Genomic DNA, 22,264 nt, shown 5'->3' with positions numbered 1-22,264 from the left:
AGAGCGGAACGCCGAGGGGCCCGGGAGCGGTTCGCTCCCGGGCCCCTCGTGCTGTCCCTCGTGCTGTCCCTCGTGCTGTCGCTGCCCTCAGCGGGCGCGGCCCCCGGTCGAGCCGCGCATCACCAGCTCCGGCTGGAACATGAACTCCCCGCGCTGGACGGCGTTGCCGCCGACCTCCTCCAGCAGGGCGTCCACGGCCGCGTTGGCCATCGCCTCCACCGGCTGGCGGACGGTGGTCAGCGGCGGCTCGGTGAAAGCTATCAGCGGCGAGTCGTCGAAGCCGACCACCGAGACGTCCTGCGGCACCGACAGGCCCCGCTGACGGACCGCCCGGATGGCGCCGAGCGCCATCATGTCGCTGCCGCAGACGATCGCCGTGCAGCCCTTGTCCAGCAGCGCCCCGGCCGCCGCGTGCCCGCCCTCCACGCTGAACAGCGTGTGCCGGACGAGCTCCTCGGCCTCCTCCCGGGTGTGCCCGAGCACCTCCCGCAGGGCCGCCGTGAAGCCCTCGATCTTGCGCAGCACCGGGACGTACCGCCGCTGCCCGACGGCCAGCCCGATCCGCTCGTGGCCGAGTTCGGCCAGGTGCTGGACGGCCATCCACATCGCGGCCCGGTCGTCCGGCGAGATGAACGGCGCGTCGATCTTCTCGCTGTAACCGTTGATCAGCACGAACGGCACCCCGCGCCCGGCCAGCCGGGCGTAGCGGTCGTGGTCGGCGGTGCTGTCGGCGTGCAGGCCCGAGACGAAGACGATGCCCGCCACGCCCCGGTCGACCAGCATCTCGACCAGTTCGTCCTCGGTGGAGCCGCCCGGGGTCTGGGTGCAGAGCACCGGCGTGTAGCCGTGCCGGCTCAGCGCCTGCTCGATCACCTGGGCCAGCGCCGGGAAGATCGGGTTGCTCAGTTCCGGCGTGATCAGTCCGATCAGCCCGGCACTGCGCTGGCGCAGCCGGGTCGGCCGCTCGTAGCCGAGCACGTCCAGCGCCGCCAGCACGGTCTGCCGGGTGGCGGCGGAGACGTTCGCCTTGCCGTTGAGCACGCGGGAGACGGTGGCCTCACTGACCCCCGCCTGCGCCGCGATGTCTGAGAGTCGCGCCGTAGTCACGGTCCCAGAGCCTATTGCAACCACGTCAGACCGCCCACCAGTCGGTGCTGTCCGCGGCCAGCACCGCCTCGCCGTCGACGACCCGGGGGTCGGCGCCGGCGGAGGTCAGCAGCAGCCGGCCGGGCGCCGGTATCGCGACCGGGGCGCCGGTGGTGTTGACGGTGCAGACGAACGAGCCGCGGCGGAACGCCAGGGTGCCCGCGGGGCTCTCCAGCCACTCGACCTCCTGGCCGGCGCCGAGGTCGGCGGTGTCCCGGCGCAGGGCCAGCGCGGAGCGGTACAGCTCCAGGGTGGAGGTCGGGTCGCCGGTCTGGGCCTCGACGCTGAGCGCGGCCCACTCGGCGGGCTGCGGCAGCCAGGACGGGCCGCCGGCGTCCGGGCCGAAGCCGTACGGGGCCTCGGCGCCGGACCACGGGATCGGGACCCGGCAGCCGTCGCGGTAGCCGTCCTGGCCGGCCTGGCGGAAGAACGACGGGTCCTGGCGGACCTCGTCGGGCAGGTCGGTGACGTCCGGCAGGCCGAGCTCCTCGCCCTGGTAGACGTAGGCGGAGCCGGGCAGGGCGAGCATCAGCAGGGTGGCGGCGCGGGCGCGGCGCAGGCCGAGCGCGCGGTCGCCGGGGGTGCGGATCTGGGTGCCGAGGCCGGGCGGGTTGGCGAACCGGGTGGCGTGCCGGGTGACGTCGTGGTTGGAGAGCACCCAGGTGGTGGGGGCGTCGACCGGGCGCATCGAGTCGAGCGAGAGGTCGATCACCGCGCGCAGCTCGGCGGCGTCCCAGGAGGTGCCCAGGTACTGGAAGTTGAAGGCCTGGTGCAGCTCGTCGGGGCGGACGTAGTTGGCGGTGCGCTCGACGGTCGGGGTCCAGGCCTCGGCGACGCCGATCCGCCGGCCGGGGTACTCGTCGAGGATCTTGCGCCAGCTGCGGTAGATCTCGTGCACGCCGTCCTGGTCGAAGAACGGCATGACGTCGTTGCCGAGCAGCTTGAGCTGGTCGCCGCCGCCGAGGTCGGGCAGGCCGGGGGCCTTCACCAGGCCGTGGGCGACGTCGATCCGGAAGCCGTCGACGCCCATGTCCAGCCAGAACCGCAGGATGGAGCGGAACTCGTCGGCGACGGCCGGGCTGTCCCAGTTGAAGTCGGGCTGCTCGGGGGCGAACAGGTGCAGGTACCAGTCGCCGGGGGTGCCGTCGGGGTTCTCCGAGCGGGTCCAGGCCGGGCCGCCGAAGATGGACTCCCAGTCGTTGGGCGGCAGTTCGCCGTTCTCGCCCTTGCCGGGACGGAAGTGGTAGCGCTCGCGCAGCGGGGACGCGGGGCCCTCGCGCAGGGCGCGCTGGAACCACTCGTGCTGGTCGGAGGAGTGGTTGGGGACGAGGTCCACGATGATCCGCAGGCCCAGCGCGTGGGCGTCGCGGATCAGCGCGTCCGCGTCCAGCAGGGTGCCGAACATCGGGTCCACCGCCCGGTAGTCGGCCACGTCGTAGCCGGCGTCGGCCTGCGGGGAGGCGTAGAACGGCGAGAGCCAGACGGCGTCCACGCCGAGGTCGCGCAGGTAGGGCAGACGGCTGCGGATGCCGGGCAGGTCGCCCATGCCGTCGCCGTTGGAGTCGGCGAAACTGCGCGGGTACACCTGGTAGATGACCGCGTCCCGCCACCAGCCTCTGTCCGCGCCGGCACCGGCCTCGTGAGCGGTGGCGTCGGCGGCGGGCCGGGAGGTGTCGGCCAGGTTCTGGGTCATGGACGGTATCCCTTGGGGGTGGAGGAGGAGCAGTCAGGACGTGGGAGCCCCGGCGGTCAGGACTTCGAGGCGCCGGCGGTCAGCCCGGTCACCAGGTGGCGCTGCACCAGGTAGAAGAGGACCGAGGAGGGGATCGCGATCAGCACCGCGGTCGCGGCCATCAGGTTCCACTGGGCGTCGTGCTCGCTGACGAAGGTCTGCAGGCCGACGGCCAGCGTGTACTTGTCGGAGCTGAGCATGAAGGTGGAGGCGAAGGCGACCTCGGCCCAGGCGGTGAGGAAGGAGTAGAAGGCGGCGACCGCCAGGCCCGGGCGGGCGAGCGGCAGCACCAGCCGCCAGAAGGTGCCGAACGGGGAGAGCCCGTCGACCCGGCCGGCCTCGTCGATCTCCACCGGGATGGTGTCGAAGTAGCCCTTCAGCAGCCAGCCGCAGTAGGGCACGGTGGTGGTCGAGTAGACCAGGATCAGGCCGAGGTAGCTGTCCAGCAGGCCGAGCCGGGAGAGGATCGTGTACATCGGCACGATCAGCACCGCGATCGGGAACATCTGGGTGACCAGCAGCGACCACATCAGCGGCTTGTGGCCGGGGAAGCGCATCCGGGAGACGGCGTAGCCGGTGGAGGCCGCGATCATCACGCCGAACACGGTGGTGACGCCGGAGACCAGGAAGGCGTTGCCGAACCAGCTCATGAAGTCGGTGTCGAACAGCACCGTGCGGTAGTTGGAGAAGGTGATCTTGTCGAGGATCTCGCCGGGGTGCAGGTAGTCGGTCTTGTCCGGGCCGAGCGAGACGTAGAGGATCCACGCCACCGGGAACAGGGCGACCAGGCTGGCCAGGATCAGCGCGCCGTGCATCAGGGTCTTGGCGAGCGGGCCGCTCTCGCCGCGGCCGCGGACCTTGGCGGGCCGGGCGGCGGGGACCGCGGTGCGGGCTGCGGCGCGGGGGGTGGGTCGGTCGGTGGTGGTGCTCATCGGGGTGCCTCCTTCGTGGTCGTGCGGTTCGCCGGGTCAGCCGTTCGCGCGCTCGTTGCGGGCGAGCCAGCGGCGGTAGAAGCCGGTGAAGACGATCAGGATGGAGAGCAGGATCACGCCGTAGGCGGCGGACTGCGCGTAGTCCCGGGGCTGCTGGCCGAAGCCGAGCCGGTACGCCCAGGTGACCAGCAGCTGGGCGTCCGGCGCGCCGTTGGCGCCGAACAGCAGGAAGATGACGGCGAACTGGTTGAACGTCCAGATCACGCCGAGCAGGACGACGGTCGAGGAGACGGTGCGCAGCCCGGGCAGGGTGACGTGGCGGAACCGCTGCCAGGCGGTGGCGCCGTCCATCTCGGCGGCCTCGTACAGCTCGGCCGGGATCGACTGGAGGCCGCCGAGCAGCGAGATCATCATGAACGGCACGCCGACCCAGGTGTTGACCAGGACGGCGGCGGCCTTCTGGGCGAGCGGGTCGTCCAGCCAGCCGGGCTCGGGCAGGTGCAGCGCGGAGAGCAGGCCGTTGACGGCGCCGCCGTCGGCGAGCATCAGCCGCCAGGAGAAGACGGTGACGAAGGTCGGCACGGCCCAGGGCAGGATGAGCAGCATCCGGTAGACGGCGCGGCCGCGGAGCTTCTGGTTGAGCAGCAGGGCGAGGCCGAGGCCGATGGTGTAGTGCAGGCCGACGCAGAGGGCGGTCCAGGAGATGGTCCACACGAAGTGCGACCAGAACCGGTCGTAGGAGCCGGGCCCCCAGAGGATGTCGGCGTAGTTGTCGAGGCCGACGAAGTGGTAGCTCGCCGGGATCTCGTTGACGCCGATCTTCCTGGCCGCGTTGAGGCTGTTGGCGTCGGTGAGGGTGAGCCAGAGTCCCTCGGCGAGCGGGTAGAGCACCAGGACGCCGAGGACGAGCACGACCGGCGCGATCATCGCGTAGGCGTACCAGTGCTTGGCGTACGAGCGCTTGAGGCGCTCCATCAGGCCCGGACGCGGATCGCGCTGCCGGCTGCCCTGGCCGGTGGCGCCCTGCACGGCGACTGACATTTTCGACACCTTCTCGGGGAGGTCCGCCGCCTCGCTTCGGCGACTGCTGCTACGGGTCCGGCCGTCCGGCCCGCCGGGGGTCGGCGGGCCGGACGGCTGCGGTGGATCGACTACTTGGTGAAGCCCGGGAGGAGCTTGGCGTAGTCGGTGGCGACGGTGTTCAGACCGTCCTGGGTCGAGGTGCCCTGGACGACCTTGCCGAGGTTGGTGCCCAGCGAGGCGAACAGCGAGCTGTACTCGGGCAGTTCGGGGCGCGGCTTGGCGCTCGACAGCACCGACTGGAAGCCGGCGATGCCGGGGTCGGCCTTGACCTCGGGGGTGAAGGCGTCGTCGCGGGTCGGCAGGGTGGAGTTCTTCTGCACGATGAACGCCTGGCTCTCGGCCGAGGTCATGAAGGCGGCGAACTTCTCGGCGGCGGCCTTGTGGGCCGCGTCGGCACCGGCGTAGACGGAGATGTTGTGGCCGCCGGTCGGGGCACCGCCCTTGCCGGCCGAGCCGCCCGGGACGGGGGCGATGCCGAGGTTGGCCTTGTCAGCGAAGGCCGAGCCCTTGTAGATGTTGGTGATCTCCCAGGGGCCCTGGACGATCGCCGCGACCTTGCCGCTGTTGAAGGCGTCCATCATGTGCGCGTAGGCGTCGGTGGTGACGTCGGCCTTGGCGGTGCCGGGCGCGGTGAACAGCGACTTGTAGGTCTCGATCCCCTTGACGGCCTCGGGGCCGGCGACGGTGATCTTCTTGCCCTTGGCGTCGACGGTGTCGGTGCCCTCGCCGAACAGGAACGGCATCGCGTAGTAGCCGTCGGCGGCCTTCAGCCAGAAGCCGTCCACGCCGGCCTTGTCCTTGACGGTGGCGGCGACGGTCTTCAGCTCGTCCCAGGTGGTGGGGGCGGCGGTGATGCCGGCCTTGGCGAAGATCTCCTTGTTGTACAGCAGGCCGAGGGTGTCGGTGACCAGCGGCACGCCGTACAGCTTGCCCTGGTAGCTGGCCTGCTGGATCAGGCTGGGCTGGAACTTGGCGGAGTCGGCGGCGGCCGGGGTGCCGTCCAGCGGCTCCAGGTAGCCGGCCTTGGCGAAGGCGGCGGTCCAGCCGACCTCGGAACGGAACACGTCCGGCGCGCCCTTGGCCCCCATGGCGGTCTGGAGCTTGTTCTGCGCCTGGTCGAACGGCACGTTGACGAAGTCGACCTTGACGTTCGGGTTGGCCGCCTCGAACTTCTTGACGAGCTCCTGGTAGTTCGGCGCCTCGTTGGTGGCGTTCGAAGTGTCCCAGTAGGTCAGGGTGACCGGCCCGTCGGCCTTGCCGTCCGAGCTGGAGCCGCTGCTGCCACAGGCAGCCATCGAGACCGCGAGGGCCACAACGAGGGCAGAGGCCGCGATGCCACGCCGCATGAGAACTCCTTGGAGGGTGGGGGTGCCCGAAATAGTGGGAGACAGGCGCATAATGGCTGCCTTGCCTCGCGCCGACCGCACCGTTGCTGCCGCCGGGCTCGGGAAGGAAGTTAACAGCGGGGCAACAGTCGCGGAAAGCCCTTGCAGCAAGTTTCTGCAAGAAAAGGCGATCGTTACACCCACGTGTCCTTCACGTTGCCGCACGGTAGTTGACAGACAAGGGAGTTGTGGCGCTTTGTCCGGTTCGCCCCGGTCGACAGTTGCCGCCGGGGCCACCCTCCGTGGTGAAAGGCTCTTGCAGGGCCCCCGTCAGCCGGTGGTGCCGAGCCGGAACACCGTGGTCGAACGGAACTCCTCCCCCGGTCGCAGCACGGTGCTCGGGAAGTCCGGGTGGTGCGGGGAGTCCGGGAAGTGCTGGGTCTCCAGCGCCACCCCGGAGAACGGCCCGTACGGCACCCCGCTCGCGCCGCTGACCGCGCCGCGGAAGCCGTTCGCCGTGTAGACCTGGATCCCCGGCTCGGTGGTCAGCACCTCCAGGGTCCGCCCGCTCACCGGGTCCTCCAACCGCGCGGCCGGGGCCGGGGCGCCGTCCGCCGGGCGGGGGCGCAGCACCCAGTTGTGGTCGTAGCCGCCGGGGCCGGTCAGCTGCGGGTGCTCGTCGTGCACGGACTTGCCGATCGGCCGGGCGGAGGTGAAGTCGAACGGCGTGCCGGCCACCGGCTCGATCCGCCCGTACGGGATCTGCCGCCCGTCGGCGGGGGTGTACCCGTCGGCGTCCAGGGTGAGCAGATGGCCGAGGACGTCCCCGGAGCCCTCGCCGCCCAGGTTGAAGTAGGCGTGGTTGGTGAGGTTGACCACGGTGGGCGCGGCGGTCACCGCGTGGTAGCGGATCGCCAGCTCGCCGGAGGTGTCGAGGGTGTAGTCGACGGTGACGTCCAGCGCGCCCGGGAAGCCCTGGTCGCCGTCCGGGCTGTGCAGCCGCAGCCGGACGCCGTCGGGCAGCTCCTCGGCCGCCCACATCCGGTTGGCGAAGCCGTCCGGGCCGCCGTGCAGGGTCACCCCGCCGCCGGTCGGGGCGAGCGGGTGCTCCTCGCCGTCGAGGGCGACCCGGCTGTCGGCGATCCGGTTGGCGTACCGGCCGACCACGGTGCCGTAGTGCCGGGCCGGGCCGAGGATGTCGGCGATCCGGTCGCTGGAGAGCAGCACCTGGCCGGGACGGCCGTCCCGGTCGGGGCCGACCAGGGTGTGCAGGGTGGCGCCGAGGGTGAGCACGCTCGCCTCGTACGGGCCGGCCCGCAGCGTCCAACGCTCGATCGCGGAGCCCGCGCCCGAGGGATCCAGGGGCTCGCGCCGCACGCTGGTGGTCCGCGACCCGTTCGCCGGGGGCGTCGCCATGGCCTGCTCCTCACTGGCGGGCCACGGGGTGCGTGCCCACCCTTGACCGGGGTACCGCCCGGACCCCGTACGGGCCCGGGTCGGCGTCAAGCCTAGTCAGCCGCCGGGGTGGCAGGGCGCTCATCGGGCCCGCGCGCGCCGCCCGGGCGCCGCCCGGCGCTCCGGGACCGACCAGAGGCCGAGCAGTTCCGACCGGTTCCGATCAGTCCCGATCGACCCCGGCCGAAAACCGTCAGGAGCGGTCGGGCCGGTCGGGCCGGTCCGACCGCTCGGGACGCTCCGGCCGCGCCCGGAGCTCCGGAAGCGCCGACGACGGCTCCACCGGGTCCGAGCCGTCGCGCGGCTCGGGGGTCCACGGCTCGACCGCCCGCTGCTCCGGCGCCAGCCCGAGGGCGGCGGCCAGACCGTCGGGCCCGCTGCCCGCCTTGCGGTAGACCGCGGCCAGCCGCCGGTTGACCAGGCTGAGCGGCAGCGCCAGCCGGTCGGCGATCCGCTGCGGCGGCACACCCCGGACGGCCAGCTCGGCCACGTCCCACTCGGGCTGGCTGAGCGTCTCCCGCACATCGCCCAGCCGGTTCGGCCGCAGGCCGTAGTTGGCCAGCTCCCGCCGGGCCCGGTCGACCAGCCCGTCCGCGGCGCAGTGCTGGGCCAGCTCGATGCCCTGGTACAGGTACTCCTGGGCGTCCTCCAGCCGGCCGACCCGGCGCAGCGCGGCCCCGAGGTCGACCAGCGCCACGGCGTGCTCGTAGCCGGCCGGCGACTGGCCGAGGTGGGTCACCGCCCGCTCCAGCAGTTCGACCGCCTGCTGGCCGTCCTCGATCTGGGCGTACAGCCGCAGCGCCGTCCCGATCGCCGAGGCGGTGCCGAACCGCTCCGCGTCGGCGACCGAGCGGCGGGCGTAGTCGCGGGCCCGCTCCGGCTCGTCCTCGGCGAGCGCGATGGCCAGGTGCGCGGCCCAGGGCGCCCAGACGGTGTTGTGCCAGCCCCGGAGGTCCAGCTGCGCGCCGGCCTCGGTGAGGGCGGCGGCCGCGCCGGCGGGCCGCCCGACGGCGAGGAGCAGCTTGCCGTACAGCGAGGCGGCGTCCGGCAGCACCATCGCGGTGGCGTGGTACGGCGGGTGGAAGCCGAAGTCGAGGGCGAGCTCCCAGGCCTCCTGGCTGCGGCCGCGGGCGATCAGGGTGTCGATCAGCACCCCGACCGCGTCCCAGGCCAGCGGCAGCTTGGAGCCGATCCGCTCGGAGAGCCGCAGCGCGCGGCGCAGGAAGTCCTCGGCCTCGGCCAGCAGACCGCGCCGGAACCGGGCCAGGCCCATCAGGAAGTAGGCGAAGCCCCGGTGGGCGCCGGACCAGCCCGCCACCTCGAACTGGACGATGGCGTCCGAGAACAGCCGCTCGGCCTGGGCGATCCGGTCGTTGCAGGTGTAGGAGAGGCCGAGCGTGGCGGGCAGCTCGAAGCCCCAGATGTTGTCGGTCCAGCCGAGCCCCTTGGGCAGCCGCCCGTTGTCCAGCACGTCGTCCGCGTGCCGCAGCACCTCGTTCGAGGGCGCGCCGCGCAGGGTGAGGTCCCAGGCCCGCAGCGCCAGCACCGCCCGGTCGGCGGCCTCGCGCCCGGTGAGGCTCTCGCACAGGGCGCCCAGCCGGGCGGAGCGGGCCGGCCCGTCCTCCTCCGACTTGCGGAAGGCGTGCCACATGAACGACGCGGCCTCCAGCCGCAGCCGACCCGCCGGGTCCCCGTAGGTCTGCTCGGCCTCCTGCTGGCAGACCAGGGCGGCCTGGCGCAGCTCGCCGCTGTGCGCCAGCACCTCGGAGAGCCGGAAGGTGGCGTCCACCCGGAGCGAGGGGCGCAGCGGTCCCTCCTCCGGGTCGAGCGCGAGCTTCAGCTGGTTGACGGTGGCGACCGGGTCGGTCAGCAGGGCCGAGCAGCCCAGCTCGTAGAGCACCTCGGCGCGGTCCTGGTCGTCCGGCGGTTCGGCGAGCGCGCGGTGCAGACAGCGCTGGGCGGCCTCGGGCGCGCCGATCAGCAGGTGTTCGGAGGCGGCCCGGCGGAGTTTGCGCACGGTGCGGTCGTCGCCCTCGCCAGCGAAGGTCTCCACCAGGTGGCGGGAGGCGGCGAGCAGGCCGAGCCCGGCGTTCTCGATCTCGGCGGCGGCCACGCCGTGCATCCCGGTGCGGGTGGCCTCGGGCATGGTGTTGTAGATCGAGCTGGCGATCAGCGGGTGGACGAATTCGAGGTTGCCGTTCGGCGTGACGGTCAGGACGCGCTGCTTGCGCAGTTCCTTGACGGACTCGCGGGCACCCTCGGTGGACTGGGCGGAGATCCGGGTGGCGAGGTCGGGCCGGATGTCGGTGCCGAGCATCGCGGCGGCCCATGCGAACCGCAGGGTGGCCGCGCCGAGCCGGTCCAGCCACGACTTGAGGGTCATCCCGGTGGCGTCGACGGCGAGTTCGCGGAGCTGGAGCGAGTTCTCCTCGACCGGTTCGAGCGCCTGGTCGCGGACCTGGTCGAGCAGGGCGACGGCCTCGAACGGATTGCCGTTGACGACGTTCCAGAACTCGTAGCAGAAGGCGTCCTCGGCCCGGTCGCCGAGCTCGGCGCGGATGATGTCGGTGACGGCGACCAGCGACAGCCGGCTCAGCTCGTGCCGGCGGGTGGCCAGCGCGGCGACGGCACGGTGGTGGTCCTGGGACTCCTGCTGCCAGTCGGCGGTGTCGTCGCGGTAGGCGAACACCAGCAGGACCGGCAGTTCGCGCGCCCGGACGGCGAACTGCGCCAGCCAGCCGAGGGATTCGAGGTCGGCCCAGTGCAGGTCGTCGACGAGCATCACCAGCGGGGCGCGGCGCGGGGCGAGCTGGGTGAGGACGAAGTCCAGGCCGTCCCGGACGCCCTGCGGGTCGAGGCGGCGGGCGCCCTTCTTGGGCTGCTTGAGGCCCATGGCCGGTCCGACGACCTCCTCCCAGGTGCCCATCACCTGGCGGAACTCGCCGGGCTCGAGGCTGCCCAGCACCGGCTGGAGCAGCTGGCGCAGCACGTGGTACGGCTCGTTGAACTGGCGCTCGCCGCCGCGGGCGAACAGCACGGTGGCGTTGGGGCGGAGCTTGGCGATCCGGCGGACCTCGTGCAGCAGACTGGTCTTGCCGATGCCGGGCCGGCCGGAGAAGGTGAGGAGTTCGCCGATCTCGGTGCCGCCGGCCGCGAAGTCGCGGCAGAGTTTGTCCACCGCCGCCTCGGCGGAGCGGAGTTCGGCGTCACGGTCACGCAACCTGACCCGGCTGGGGGCGCCTTCCGCCTCCCGCGCGCCGGTCGTCGCCTCCGCCCGGAATTCGCTGTCCCGCTCGGTCACCGTCGCGCCTCCGCCTCGCCGTTCCCTGCTCGTGGAGCCGAGAGTAGCGCCGCCGGGGGTGCGGTGGAGCGCATTCACGCAGGCGGGGGCCGAGATCGAGGGTTCGGCGAGCTTGCCGAGGGCAATTGCCCTATATCCCTAACGTCGGATCATTGCATCGGATACTCTACGGCCCGCAGGCCAAGTTGATCATGTCGTGCCAATCCGTCACCAACCGGCCGCGCAACCCCAACTCCCCCACTGACAGCAGTAATACCTTAAGCGCCCCCACCCTCCGCAGCTCCGGGAGTCCGATGTCTGACGACACCTCACTTCAGATTCCGTTCCCGTACCGTCGCAGTGCCCACGGGCCGTACGCCACCGAACTGCACCGCGCCTGGCTCACCCGCCACCCGCTGCTGGCCGACCCGACCCACCCGTCCTACGCGCACTGGGAGGTCGTCGACCTCGCCGCCCTCGGCTACCCCGACGCCGGGCCGGACGAACTCGCCCTGGCCGCCGACCTCATGGGCTTCTACTTCCTGTTCGACGACCAGTTCGACGGCCCGCTCGGCCGCCGCCCCGCCGAGGTCGCCCCCATCTGCGACCGGCTGGTGGCCGTGCTGCACGGCGCCCGGCCCGACCGGGACTCGCCCGTGGAGACCGCGTTCGCCGACCTCTGGGAGCGCAGCGTCCAGGGCATGCCGGCCCGCTGGCAGGCGCGCGCCGCGTACAACTGGGAGTACTACCTGGCCAGTCACCCCGCCGAGGCGGCCGGCCGGATAAGCCCGCGCCCTCCCGATCGGGCCGGCTACCAGGTACTGCGGCGCGGCACCGCCGCGATGGAGACCATCTTCGACATGGTCGAGCGACTCGGCCACTTCGAGGTCCCGCCGGCCGTCCTGCACCACCCGGTGCTGCGTCAGATCCGCCAGCTCGCCGCCGACATCCCCTCGCTCACCAACGACGTCCGCTCGTTCCCGCTGGAGGCTCCGCGCGGCGACGTCAACAACCTGGTGATGATCGTCCAGCGGGAGCGGGACTGCTCGGCCGAGTCGGCCTGCGCGGTGGTGATGGCCGAGGCCCAGCTGATGGCCGAGCGCTGCCGCGAGCTGTACGAACGGCTGCCCGACGTGTACCGGGAGCTGGGGCTGGCCCGGGTCGAGCGGATCGTCGCCCAGCGCTACGCCGACGGCCTGGTCACCTGGCTGGCCGGCTACCTGAGCTGGGAGCGCCGCACCGGCCGCTACCAGGAGGCCTGAGGGGCGTCCGCCCGCCCGCCTCCGGTGCGCTCCCGTCCGAGGCCGACGAGCAGGCGCCGGGACCGAAGCGCGGCGGCCGGAATGCGCCACCCTCCGTGGACGGGCACCGTACGGACCGTAGCCGAACCGGCCGCCCGCCGGTTAGGGTGCTGCTCGGCGGGCGCCCCCCGGAGCGGGGCACGCCCGACCCGCGTGTGTGTCCGTACCCTCCGCCGGGCCGCCCTGCACGGCCCGGCGCACCGCCCGGCCCACGCGCCGGTGCGGCGCCCCGACAGCGCGAGGAGGCACCAGAGCATGCCGGTCTACCAGCCCCCCGGACAGCCCGGATCCATCGTCGAGTACCGCCCCCGCTACGAGCACTGGATCGGCGGCCGCTGGACGCCCCCGGTCCTCGGCCAGTACTTCGAGAACCCCAGCCCGGTCACCGGCGAGGTCTTCACCGAGGTCGCCCGCGGCACCGCCGAGGACATCGAGGCCGCCCTCGACGCCGCCCACGCCGCCGCCCCGGCCTGGGGCCGCACCCCGCCCGCCGAACGCGCCCAGGTCCTGCTGCGGATCGCCGACCGGATCGCGCAGAACCTCGAACGGCTCGCCGTCGCGGAGAGCTGGGAGAACGGCAAGCCGGTCCGCGAGACCCTGGGCGCCGACCTGCCGCTCGCGGTCGACCACCTGCGCTACTTCGCCGGCGCGCTGCGCGCCCAGGAGGGCGGCCTCTCCCAGCTGGACGAGGACACCGTGGCGTACCACTTCCACGAGCCGCTGGGCGTGGTCGGCCAGATCATCCCGTGGAACTTCCCGATCCTGATGGCGATCTGGAAGCTCGCGCCGGCCCTCGCGGCGGGCAACGCGGTCGTGCTGAAGCCCGCCGAGCAGACCCCGGCCTCCGTCCTGCTGCTGGTCGAACTGACCGCCGACCTGCTGCCGCCGGGCGTGCTCAACGTGGTCAACGGCTACGGCCTGGAGGCCGGGCGTCCGCTGGCCTCCAGCGACCGGATCCGGAAGATCGCCTTCACCGGCGAGACCACCACCGGCCGGCTGATCGCGCAGTACGCCAGCGGCAACCTCATCCCGGTCTCGCTGGAGCTGGGCGGCAAGAGCCCCAACCTGTTCTTCGCCGACGTCGCCGCCGAGCGGGACGCCTTCTACGACAAGACGGTCGAGGGCTTCGCGATGTTCGCCCTCAACCAGGGCGAGGTCTGCACCTGTCCGAGCCGGGCGCTGATCGAGTCCTCGATCTACGACCGGCTGCTCGCGGACGGCCTGGAGCGGGTCCGTTCGATGCGCCAGGGCAACCCGCTCGACACCGAGACCCAGGTCGGCGCGCAGGCCAGCGCCGAGCAGCTGCGCAAGGTCCTCTCCTACATCGACATCGGCCAGGCCGAGGGCGCCAAGGTACTGGCCGGCGGCGAGCGGGCCGACCTCGGGGGCTCGCTGGCCGGCGGCTACTACATGACGCCGACCGTCTTCGAGGGCGTCAACGGGATGCGGATCTTCCAGGAGGAGATCTTCGGCCCCGTCGTCGCGGTCACCCGCTTCGACGACTTCGACGACGCGATAGCGCTCGCCAACGACACCCTGTACGGCCTCGGCGCCGGTGTCTGGACCCGCAACGGCACCACCGCCTACCGGGCGGGCCGCGCCATCCAGGCGGGCCGGGTCTGGACCAACTGCTTCCACGCCTACCCGGCCCACGCGGCCTTCGGCGGGTACAAGAACTCGGGCATCGGCCGGGAGAACCACAAGGCCGTCCTGGAGCACTACCAGCAGACCAAGAACCTCCTGGTCAGCTACTCCCCGCAGGCCCTGGGCCTGTTCTGACCGACCGGCCCCGCCCCCGGCACCGAGAAGGCGGCACCGCCGACCGGCACCGCCGACCGGCACCGCCGACGGGCCCGGAACGCGGAGTGGGAAGTCGGTCCGGCCGACTTCCCACTCCGTACGCCACTCCCCGTGGCCCGGTCTCGGGGACCCCTGAGGGCAAATCACCCGTATCGGGATGTAAGCACATGAATCACCGGAAATCTCCGACGCGCCGCCGACATGCGCGGCGTGTCCCGTCCGACGCCCTAAACAGGAGTCCCCACCGCTTCGACTCCTGGGAGACCGGATGGCCATCGCCACCGCCAAACTGACCGACCCGACCGTGCGCGCCGCCGTCACCGCGATCAACGCGGGCGACCGGCAGGCATTCGTCGACCTGCTCGCCCCCGACGCCACGATGTCCGACGACGGCTCCGACCGCGACCTCCAGGACTGGATCGACCGGGAGATCTTCACCGTGCGCGGCCACATGGAGGTCCGCTCCGAGTCCGACGGCGGCCGGGCGCTGGTCGCCGACTTCCGCAACGAGACCTGGGGCGAGATGCGCACCGCCTGGCGCTTCACCGTCGAGCACGGCCGGATCGGCCGCTTCGAGACCGGCCAGGCCTGACCCCCGGCGCCCCGTCACCGGGGACGGCCGGGGAGGGTCAGGACACCCCGAGCGACTCCCGCACCGCCCGGATCAGCGCGCGGGAGCGGACGTCCCCGGTGACACCGGGCTGCATGCCGTTGGTGACGTAGCCGAAGCCGATCCCGAGCCCGGGATCGGCGAAGCCCAGCGAACCGCCCCGGCCGGGGTGCCCGAAGCTGGCCGGCGAGGCCATCAGCGCGGTCGGGCTGTGCCGGAAGAAGCCCAGCCCGAAGGTCGAGTTGACGATCAGCACCCGGTCCGGGCCGCTCACCACCGGCCCGACCGCGCGGGCCAGCACCTCCGGGCCGAGCAGCGGCGGCAGCGTCCCGCCGCCGCTGCCGTACCGGTCCGCCTCGCCGATCAGTGCCGCGTAGAACCGCGCCACCGAGCGCGCGGTGCCGATCCCGCCCGCGCCGGGGATCTCGGCGGCCTGCACCGCCGGGTCGTTGAGGTCCACCCCGGGGCGCACCGAGGCGAAGGCGCGCGCGGTCAGCGAGGACGGGTCCTGGTAGGCGTCCCGGACCGACTGCTTGGGCCGCAGCCGCAGGCCGCTCGGCCCGGTCCTGGCCGACGGCGGGGCGGGCAGGTCGACCAGCCGGCCGACCCTGGGCGCGGCGCCGGCCGGCAGCCCGATCCACAGGTCCAGGCCGAGCGGCCGGGCGATCTCCTCGGCGAAGTACTGGCCGACGGTCCGTCCGGAGACCCGGCGCACCACCTCGCCGACCAGCCAGCCGAAGGTGTACGGGTGGTAGCCGTGCGCGGTCCCCGGCTCCCAGGCGGGCCGCTGGGCGGCCACCGCGGCGGCCGCCCGCTCCCAGGTGAGCACGTCCTCCAGCCGCAGCGGCACGTCCAGCGCGGGCACGCCCGCCTGGTGCGACAGCAGCCAGCGCACCGGCACCCCGCCCTTGCCGGCCGCCGCGAACTCCGGCCAGTAGGAGGCGACCGGGGCGTCCAGGTCGAGCTGCCCGCGCTCGGCGAGCAGCAGTGCGGTGGTCGCGGTCAGGCCCTTGGTGACCGAGCGCAGCACCTGCGCGGTGTCGGCCGTCCACGGCACCGCCGGCGCGGGCCGGCCGCCGACCTCCGGCCGGGCGTCGCCGCCCCACAGGTCGACCACCTTCCGGCCCCGTACGTACAGCGCGAACGCCGCGCCGAGTTCGCCGTGGTCCCGGAAGTTGCGGGCGAAGGCCTCCCGCACCGGCTCGAAGCCCTCGGCCGTCTCGCCCCAGATCTCCACCACCGCGCGCCGTCCCCGTCCTCGTCGATCGTTCGTACGTTCATCGTTCGTGTATCCGCGAATCGCCCGGAAACCCTAACCTGTCGGGCATGACCAATCCTGCCGATGAGCTGCTGGACGTCGTCGACGAGCACGACCGGGTGATCGGGACCGAGACCCGCGGGGAGGTGTACCGGCGGGGGCTGCTGCACCGGTGCGTCTTCGTCCTGGTCCGCGACCCGGCCGGGCGGATCTTCGTGCACCGGCGCACCGACACCAAGCTGTTCGCCCCGGGCGCCCACGACATGTTCGTCGGCGGCGTGGTGGGCGCCGGCGAGACGTACGAGGAGGCCGCCGTCCGGGAGGCCGAGGAGGAGCTGGGCGTGAGCGGCATCGTCCCGCGCCCGCTGTTCCGCTTCGTCTTCCGGGGCGACGGCCTCAGCTGGTGGTCCGATGTGCACGAGGCCGAGTGGGACGGGCCGGTGGACCCGCAGGAGTCCGAGGTGGCCTGGCACGCCTGGCTGACCCCGGCCGAGCTGGCCGAACGCCTGGCCCGGGACGAGTTCGTCCCGGACGGCAGGGAGGCGTACCGCCGCTACCTGGAGCACCACCGGGCCTGACCGTCCCTGACCCGGGCCGATAGGGTGGCGCGCATGGCATCCCGCACGCCGTCGGCCCCCTCCTCCGCGCCCGCGCGCGGCGACCGTCCGGAGCGCACCGGGCGGTCCGCGCCGACCGGCACACCGGAACCGGCGGTCGGGGCGGGCGAGGCGGGCGGAGCCGTCGGGACGGGCAAGGCGGCCGGACCCGGCAAGGCGAACCAGGCGGCCGGGACGGGCAAGGCCGCGCGGCCGCGCCGACGGCTGAGCGTCGACGAGCGGCGCGAGCAGCTGATCGCCGTCGCGCTGGAGTTGTTCAGCCACCGCCCGCCGGAGGAGGTGTCGATCGACGACATCGCCGCCGCCGCGGGCGCCTCCCGGCCGCTGGTCTACCACTACTTCCCGGGCAAGCAGGCGATCTACGAGGAGTCGCTGCGGCGGGCCGGCCGGGAGCTGTCCGCCCGGTTCGAGGAGCCGGCCGACGGCCCGCTGTCCGAGCGGCTGTACCGGGTGATGGGCCGCTACCTGGACTTCGTGCAGAGCCACGGCCCCGGCTTCGCCGCGCTGCTGCGCGGCGGCTCGGTGACCGCCAGCACCAACACCTCGGCGGTGATCGACGAGGTCCGGAAGGCCGCGCACGAGCAGATCCTCGGCCACCTGGCGCTCCCCTCGCCCAGCCCGGGGCTGCGGCTGACCGTCCGGGCCTGGATCGCCAACGCCGAGATCACCTCGCTGGAGTGGCTGGCCGACCGCTCGGTGCCGTTGGAGGAGCTGCAGTTGCACCTGGTGCAGGAGTTCGTCGCCGCGCTCACCCTGACCGCCGCCCGGGAGCCCGCGCTCGCCGCCGAGCTGGCCGGCTTCTTCGCCGGGGAGCGGCCGGACGGCCCGACCGGGAAGCTGGTCCGCGACCTCGCGGGCCTGCTGGCCGTCCCCGGCCTGGCCGACACCCTCGCCGTCCTGGCCGTCCCGCCGGCCCCGGCCCCGGAGGAGCCGCGGGAGCGGCTCTGAGCACGGGCCGCGCCACGGACGGCCGGTTCTGCCGCGTCGGCGGCCTCTGATAGGAATGTGCACGGATCCGACGGCCCATCGGGCACCCTCGGGCCGGGATCCGCACCAGCGAACGCACAGCGAGCAGAGCGGGGGGCTCAACAGTTGACCCAGGACGGTCAGTTCAGCGCGGAGGCGACTCCCTTCGCGGCGGCGGAGCGGGTCTCCGCGACGCTCGGCAGCCTCACCGACGCGCTCTTCGACGCCCGCGCCTCGCGCCACCCCGCGGCCGTGCTGACGGCACTGCGGTCCACCGCGCACCCGGCCGCCGAAGCCCTGTTCCAGCTGCCGCTGGCACCCAACGGCCCGGTGCACACCGCCGTCGGCCGGCTCGGCACCGTGGTCACCGCCGGCACCGCCCGGCCCGGCAGCGGCGCCGCGCTCGCCCCGCTGGCGATCGGCGGACTGCTGGCCCGCTACGGCGCCGCCGGCCCGGTCCGGGGCGCGGCGGGCGGCTCCCCGGAGGCCCTCACCGCCGGGCACTTCGACCTCCCGGTGACCGGCGAGCCCGCCGACCCCAAGCTCCGCCCCGCGTTCGCCGCGCCGCTGGCCGCCCTCGCGGCCGGGCAGCAGACCCGGCAGCCGGTCGAGCTGCCGACCGGCGCGGGCGCCGAGGTCCGACTGGTCGTCCCGCCCGGCTTCCACTCCCTCACCGCGCCCGGCGGCCCGCCCGGGGTCTCCGCCCGCACGGTGTCCACCGGCCCCGTGGACGGCATCCCGGCCGGCCTCGGGATCGCCCCGGCCACCGGCGCGGCCGCCGCCGAGCTGACGACCCACCTGGCCGAGACCGCCGAGGAGCTGTTCAGCGGCACGGCTCCGGCCGACCGCCGCGAGTTCGCGCTGATCGCCGCCGCCCTGGCCGATGTCGTCACCGCCTCCGGCGCCGTCTACGCGGGTGTCGCGGCGGTCCAGGTGGACGGCAGGGCGGCCGACGCGACGCTGGTCGTCTCGCTGGCCCGCCACCCGCTGCCGATCACCGGCCTGGCCACCGAGCTCGCCACCGTGCGGCGGCACGCCGAGGTGTGGACGGTGCTGCTGCCCGCCGGGCCGGCCGCCGTCCTGGTCGAGGGCCGCAGTGTGCCCGTCCCGGGCCCGCTGGCCGCCGACGGGGTGCGCCGCTGGGCGGTCACCTCGGTGGTCGAGGCGTTCGTCCCGCTGCCGGACGGCGCCTCGGTGCTCTGCGTCCAGCTGACCACCGCCCAGCCGCAGGACTGGGAGCTGTACACGGACGTCTTCGCGGAACTGCTGAAGTCCGTGCAGTTCGGCTGGGACGGCGTCCCGGCCGCTCCGACCGCGCCGCTGCCCGCCGCCACCGTGCTCCTCGTCCCGACCGCCGAACCGGCGCCGACCTCCTACCCGGCGGCGCCCCCGATGCCCGCCGCGGCCCCGCCGGCCCCGACGGCGCCTCCCGTCACCGGCCTGCCGCCCGCCGCCGACCTGCCCCGGGTCGCGGCCACCGCCGCCGACGAGGCCGCCGAGCTCCCGGTGCACCTGCGCGGCACCCCGGTCCGGGTCCCCCCGGCCGACTTCAACCCCTTCGCGCCGGTCGCCGACCCGACCCCGGCGCAGCCGATCCTGATCCCCGAGGACGCGCCCGCCGCGCCGGCCTCGCCCAAGGGCACGCCCGTGACGGTGCCCCCGCCGGACTTCGACCCGTTCGGCATCCTCGGCACCCCGGCCGCCGCGCCCGAGCCCGAGACCCCGGAACCCCTCAAGGGCACGCCCGTCATGGTGCCGCCCCCGGACTTCGACCCCTTCGGCATCCTCGGCACCCCGGCCGCCACGGCCGAGCCCGAGACCCCGGAACCCCTCAAGGGCACGCCCGTCATGGTGCCCCCGCCGGACTTCGACCCCTTCGGCATCCTCGGCACCCCGGCCGCCGCGCCCCCCGCGGCCGTGCCGCCGGCCGCCGTGCCCCAAGCCGCGGCCGCCCCCGACCCCTTCGGCACGGTGACCGCCGCCGAGCGGGCCGCCGACCCGTTCGGCACCACCGTGCCCGGCCCGCCGTCCGTCCCGCCGCCGCCGACCGCCCCGCCGAGCGTCCCCGCCCCGGAGCGCGACCCCTTCGGCTGAGCCGCACCGCACCGCACCCGGCCGTCGGCACCTCCGACCCGACCCGCGCGCACCCGCTCCGACCCGCCCCTCCACCGGCGGGACGGACGGGTGCGCGCGTCGTCCGTCATGCCCACGACCACCAACTGGTACAGACCTATTGCCAGTTGCCGGTCCGCTCCCTACCCTCGGCACAGGATCCTCCGCGGCACCCCGACGGCCCGAGGACCGGTTCCGCGCCGCCCCCATGGCCCGGAGCACACCGCTCCACGCACCTGACACCTCCCCACGGGTAACGGGGCGTCCGGGCCTGCCCCGGGGCCCCAGGACAGGAGCCACATCCATGCGCAGACGTCGGATCAGCCTGCCGCTACTGGCAGCCGGGACCCTGCTCGTCCCGGTCCTCGCCGCAGCCCTTCCCGCCACCATGGCCAGCGCCGCGGCCGAACGCGCCGCCGCCCCGGCCGCCGGGGCCGCCGCCGGGTCCGTCACCGCGGCCTTCGCCAAGGGCAGCGACTGGAGCACCGGCTACGAGGGCAGTTACACCATCACCAACGGCTCCACCGCCCCGGTCAACGGCTGGACGCTGGAGTTCGACCTCCCGACCGGCAACACCGTGGCGGGCCTCTGGAACGCCAGCTACACCACCTCGGCCTCCCACGTCACGGTGAAGAACCCCGGCTGGGCCGCGACCCTGCCGGCCGGCGGCACCTACAACGTCGGCTTCAACATCGCCTACTCCGGCAGCTACCAGCCGCTGAAGAACTGCAAGATCAACGGCCAGCCGTGCGACGGCAGCGGCGGCGACCAGACCGCGCCGACCGTCCCCGGCAACCTCACGGCCGGCACCGTCACCCAGACCTCGGTCGACCTGTCCTGGACCGCCAGCACCGACAACGTGGCCGTCACCGGCTACGACGTCTTCCAGGGCGGCACCAAGGTGGCCACCGCCGACGGCGCCACCACCGGCGTCACCGTGCAGGGCCTGACCGCCGGCACCGCCTACCAGTTCACCGTCCAGGCCTTCGACGCGGCGGGCAACCGCTCCGCGGCGGCCGGCCCGGTGAGCGCCACCACCAGCCCCCCGGTCGAGGACCACCAGGCGCCCAGCACGCCGGGCACCCCCGCCGTGACCGGCTCGGACGCCAACTCCGTCTCGCTGAGCTGGACCCCGAGCACCGACAACGTCGGCGTCACGGCCTACGACGTGTACAACGGCACCGCGCTGGCCGTCACCGTGACGTCCCCCGCCGCGACCGTCGGCAACCTGGCTCCGGACACCTCGTACACCTTCACCGTCAAGGCCCGCGACGCGGCCGGCAATGTCTCGCCCGCCTCCGGCCCGGTGACCGGGAAGACCAAGCCCGGCGGCAGCAACCCGGCCGCGATGAAGATCGGCTACTTCACCCAGTGGAGCATCTACGCCCGCGGCTACAGCGTGAAGCAGCTCGACACCTCGGGCTCGGCCGGCCGGCTCACCACGCTCAACTACGCCTTCGCCAACATCCACCCGAGCACCAAGCAGTGCTTCATCACCAACAAGGCGGCCGGTCCGGACAACGACCCGAACGCGGGCGACGGCGCCGGTGACGCCTGGGCCGACTTCGGCAAGGGCTGGGACGCGGGCAGCTCGGTGGCCGGGACCACCGACACCTGGGACCAGAAGCTGGCCGGCAACTTCAACCAGCTGAAGCAGCTCAAGGCCAAGTACCCCAACCTCAAGATCCAGATCTCGCTGGGCGGTTGGTCGTACAGCAAGTGGTTCTCCGACGCGGCGGCCACCGACGCCTCCCGCAAGGCGCTGGTCAGCTCCTGCATCGACATGTACATCAAGGGCAACCTGCCGGTGATCGACGGCCGCGGCGGCGCGGGCAGCGCGGCGGGCATCTTCGAGGGCATCGACCTCGACTGGGAGTGGCCGAACTCCGACGGGCACACCGGGAACATCTTCCGGCCCGCCGACAAGGCCAACTACACCCTGCTGGCCCAGGAGTTCCGCCGCCAGCTGGACGCCCTCGGCGCCACCACGGGCAAGCACTACACGCTGAGCGCCTTCCTCCCGGCCGACCCGGCGAAGGTCACCGCCGGCATCGACATCCCCGGCCTGTTCGGCGCCTTCGACTTCGCCACCATCCAGGGCTACGACTACCACGGCGGCTGGGAGATGGTCACCAACCAGCAGTCCGCGATCAAGGTCGCGGCGGGCGACCCGAACCCGCCGGCCCGGCAGTTCAGCTCCGAGGTCGCGATCGGCGCGTACGTCTCCGGCGGCGCCCCGAAGAGCAAGCTCACGCTGGGCATCCCGTTCTACGGCCGAGGCTGGACGGGCGTCCCGCGCGGCACCACCAACGGCCTCTTCCAGACCGCGACGGGCCCCGGCCCGGGCACCTACGAGGCCGGCTTCGAGGACTACAAGAAGCTCAAGCAGATGGCCACCGGCGGTGGTTACACCATCTACCGGGACCCGGTCGCCGGATACGCCTACATCTACAACGGCTCGGTGTTCTACTCCTACGACGACCCGACCGAGATCGCCCGCAAGACCGCCTGGATCAAGTCCCAGGGGCTGGCCGGCGCGATGATCTGGGCCTTCGACGGTGACACGCCGAACGGCGAGCTGATGGCCGCAGTGGACAACGGCCTCAAGTAGCCCCGACCGTCACACCCCGTCACACCCCGGCCCGCC

General features: G+C 73.5%; 15 protein-coding genes. 7 read left to right on the top strand and 8 right to left on the bottom strand.

Annotated elements, in window-relative coordinates:
* Positions 1 to 87: 87 nt before the first annotated feature.
* The 7 genes from IF01_RS0105935 to IF01_RS0105905 all read right to left on the bottom strand — a co-directional run bounded on the left by IF01_RS0105935 (position 88) and on the right by IF01_RS0105905 (position 10,974).
* Positions 88 to 1,107 (bottom strand): LacI family DNA-binding transcriptional regulator, encoded by a 1,020-nt coding sequence (locus IF01_RS0105935; protein ID WP_030392210.1) that lies wholly within the window; start codon positions 1,105 to 1,107, stop codon positions 88 to 90.
* Between the two features lie 25 nt (positions 1,108 to 1,132).
* Positions 1,133 to 2,839, bottom strand: coding sequence for a glycoside hydrolase family 13 protein (locus IF01_RS0105930; protein ID WP_030392209.1), 1,707 nt, complete (start codon positions 2,837 to 2,839; stop codon positions 1,133 to 1,135).
* Positions 2,840 to 2,895: 56 nt separating this feature from the next.
* Complete coding sequence (locus IF01_RS0105925; RefSeq protein WP_030392208.1) at positions 2,896 to 3,810, bottom strand: sugar ABC transporter permease; 915 nt, start codon at positions 3,808 to 3,810, stop codon at positions 2,896 to 2,898.
* A 36-nt stretch (positions 3,811 to 3,846) separates the two neighbouring features.
* Positions 3,847 to 4,851: a carbohydrate ABC transporter permease gene (locus tag IF01_RS0105920; protein ID WP_030392207.1), complete on the bottom strand. Its 1,005-nt coding sequence runs from the start codon at positions 4,849 to 4,851 to the stop codon at positions 3,847 to 3,849.
* 110 nt (positions 4,852 to 4,961) lie between these two features.
* On the bottom strand, positions 4,962 to 6,239 hold the full coding sequence (locus tag IF01_RS0105915; RefSeq protein ID WP_030392206.1) for an extracellular solute-binding protein: 1,278 nt from the start codon (positions 6,237 to 6,239) through the stop codon (positions 4,962 to 4,964).
* Between the two features lie 309 nt (positions 6,240 to 6,548).
* Positions 6,549 to 7,634, bottom strand: coding sequence for an aldose epimerase family protein (locus IF01_RS0105910; protein WP_063764140.1), 1,086 nt, complete (start codon positions 7,632 to 7,634; stop codon positions 6,549 to 6,551).
* A gap of 232 nt (positions 7,635 to 7,866) precedes the next feature.
* Entirely contained in the window at positions 7,867 to 10,974 is a 3,108-nt protein-coding gene (locus IF01_RS0105905; protein WP_051754946.1) for an ATP-binding protein, read from the bottom strand.
* A 293-nt stretch (positions 10,975 to 11,267) separates the two neighbouring features.
* Here IF01_RS0105905 and IF01_RS43595 point away from each other — a divergent pair, with 293 nt between their 5' ends.
* The 3 genes from IF01_RS43595 (at position 11,268) to IF01_RS0105890 (ending at position 14,646) form a co-directional block, all read left to right on the top strand.
* Positions 11,268 to 12,215, top strand: a complete 948-nt coding sequence (locus IF01_RS43595; protein WP_051742927.1) for a terpene synthase family protein — start codon at positions 11,268 to 11,270, stop codon at positions 12,213 to 12,215.
* A 294-nt stretch (positions 12,216 to 12,509) separates the two neighbouring features.
* Positions 12,510 to 14,033, top strand: a complete 1,524-nt coding sequence (exaC, locus tag IF01_RS0105895; protein WP_030392202.1) for an acetaldehyde dehydrogenase ExaC — start codon at positions 12,510 to 12,512, stop codon at positions 14,031 to 14,033.
* Between the two features lie 289 nt (positions 14,034 to 14,322).
* A complete protein-coding gene (locus tag IF01_RS0105890; RefSeq protein WP_030392201.1) occupies positions 14,323 to 14,646 on the top strand; it encodes a nuclear transport factor 2-like protein in 324 nt (107 codons plus the stop codon).
* Between the two features lie 37 nt (positions 14,647 to 14,683).
* Here the strand turns inward: IF01_RS0105890 and IF01_RS0105885 are convergent, their stop codons facing one another.
* Positions 14,684 to 15,904, bottom strand: coding sequence for a serine hydrolase domain-containing protein (locus IF01_RS0105885; RefSeq protein ID WP_030392200.1), 1,221 nt, complete (start codon positions 15,902 to 15,904; stop codon positions 14,684 to 14,686).
* An 86-nt stretch (positions 15,905 to 15,990) separates the two neighbouring features.
* On the opposite strand from IF01_RS0105885, the gene IF01_RS0105880 reads away from it, so the two are divergent.
* The 4 genes from IF01_RS0105880 (at position 15,991) to IF01_RS0105865 (ending at position 22,228) form a co-directional block, all read left to right on the top strand.
* The gene (locus IF01_RS0105880) at positions 15,991 to 16,500 is read left to right on the top strand and encodes an NUDIX hydrolase (RefSeq protein ID WP_030392199.1); all 510 of its coding nucleotides are present in this window, start codon (positions 15,991 to 15,993) and stop codon (positions 16,498 to 16,500) included.
* A 243-nt stretch (positions 16,501 to 16,743) separates the two neighbouring features.
* Positions 16,744 to 17,487 carry a TetR/AcrR family transcriptional regulator gene (locus IF01_RS0105875; RefSeq protein WP_094745478.1) on the top strand — a complete coding sequence of 248 codons (744 nt, stop codon included), beginning with the start codon at positions 16,744 to 16,746 and terminating at the stop codon, positions 17,485 to 17,487.
* Positions 17,488 to 17,631: 144 nt separating this feature from the next.
* A complete protein-coding gene (locus tag IF01_RS50880; protein WP_030392197.1) occupies positions 17,632 to 19,599 on the top strand; it encodes a hypothetical protein in 1,968 nt (655 codons plus the stop codon).
* 322 nt (positions 19,600 to 19,921) lie between these two features.
* The gene (locus tag IF01_RS0105865; protein WP_037778925.1) at positions 19,922 to 22,228 is read left to right on the top strand and encodes a glycoside hydrolase family 18 chitinase; all 2,307 of its coding nucleotides are present in this window, start codon (positions 19,922 to 19,924) and stop codon (positions 22,226 to 22,228) included.
* The last annotated feature ends 36 nt before the right edge of the window (positions 22,229 to 22,264 follow it).

The sequence above is a fragment of the Kitasatospora purpeofusca genome, from assembly GCF_000718025.1.
Lineage (GTDB): Bacteria > Actinomycetota > Actinomycetes > Streptomycetales > Streptomycetaceae > Kitasatospora > Kitasatospora purpeofusca.
This window is presented reverse-complemented; position numbering and strand designations above follow the sequence as displayed.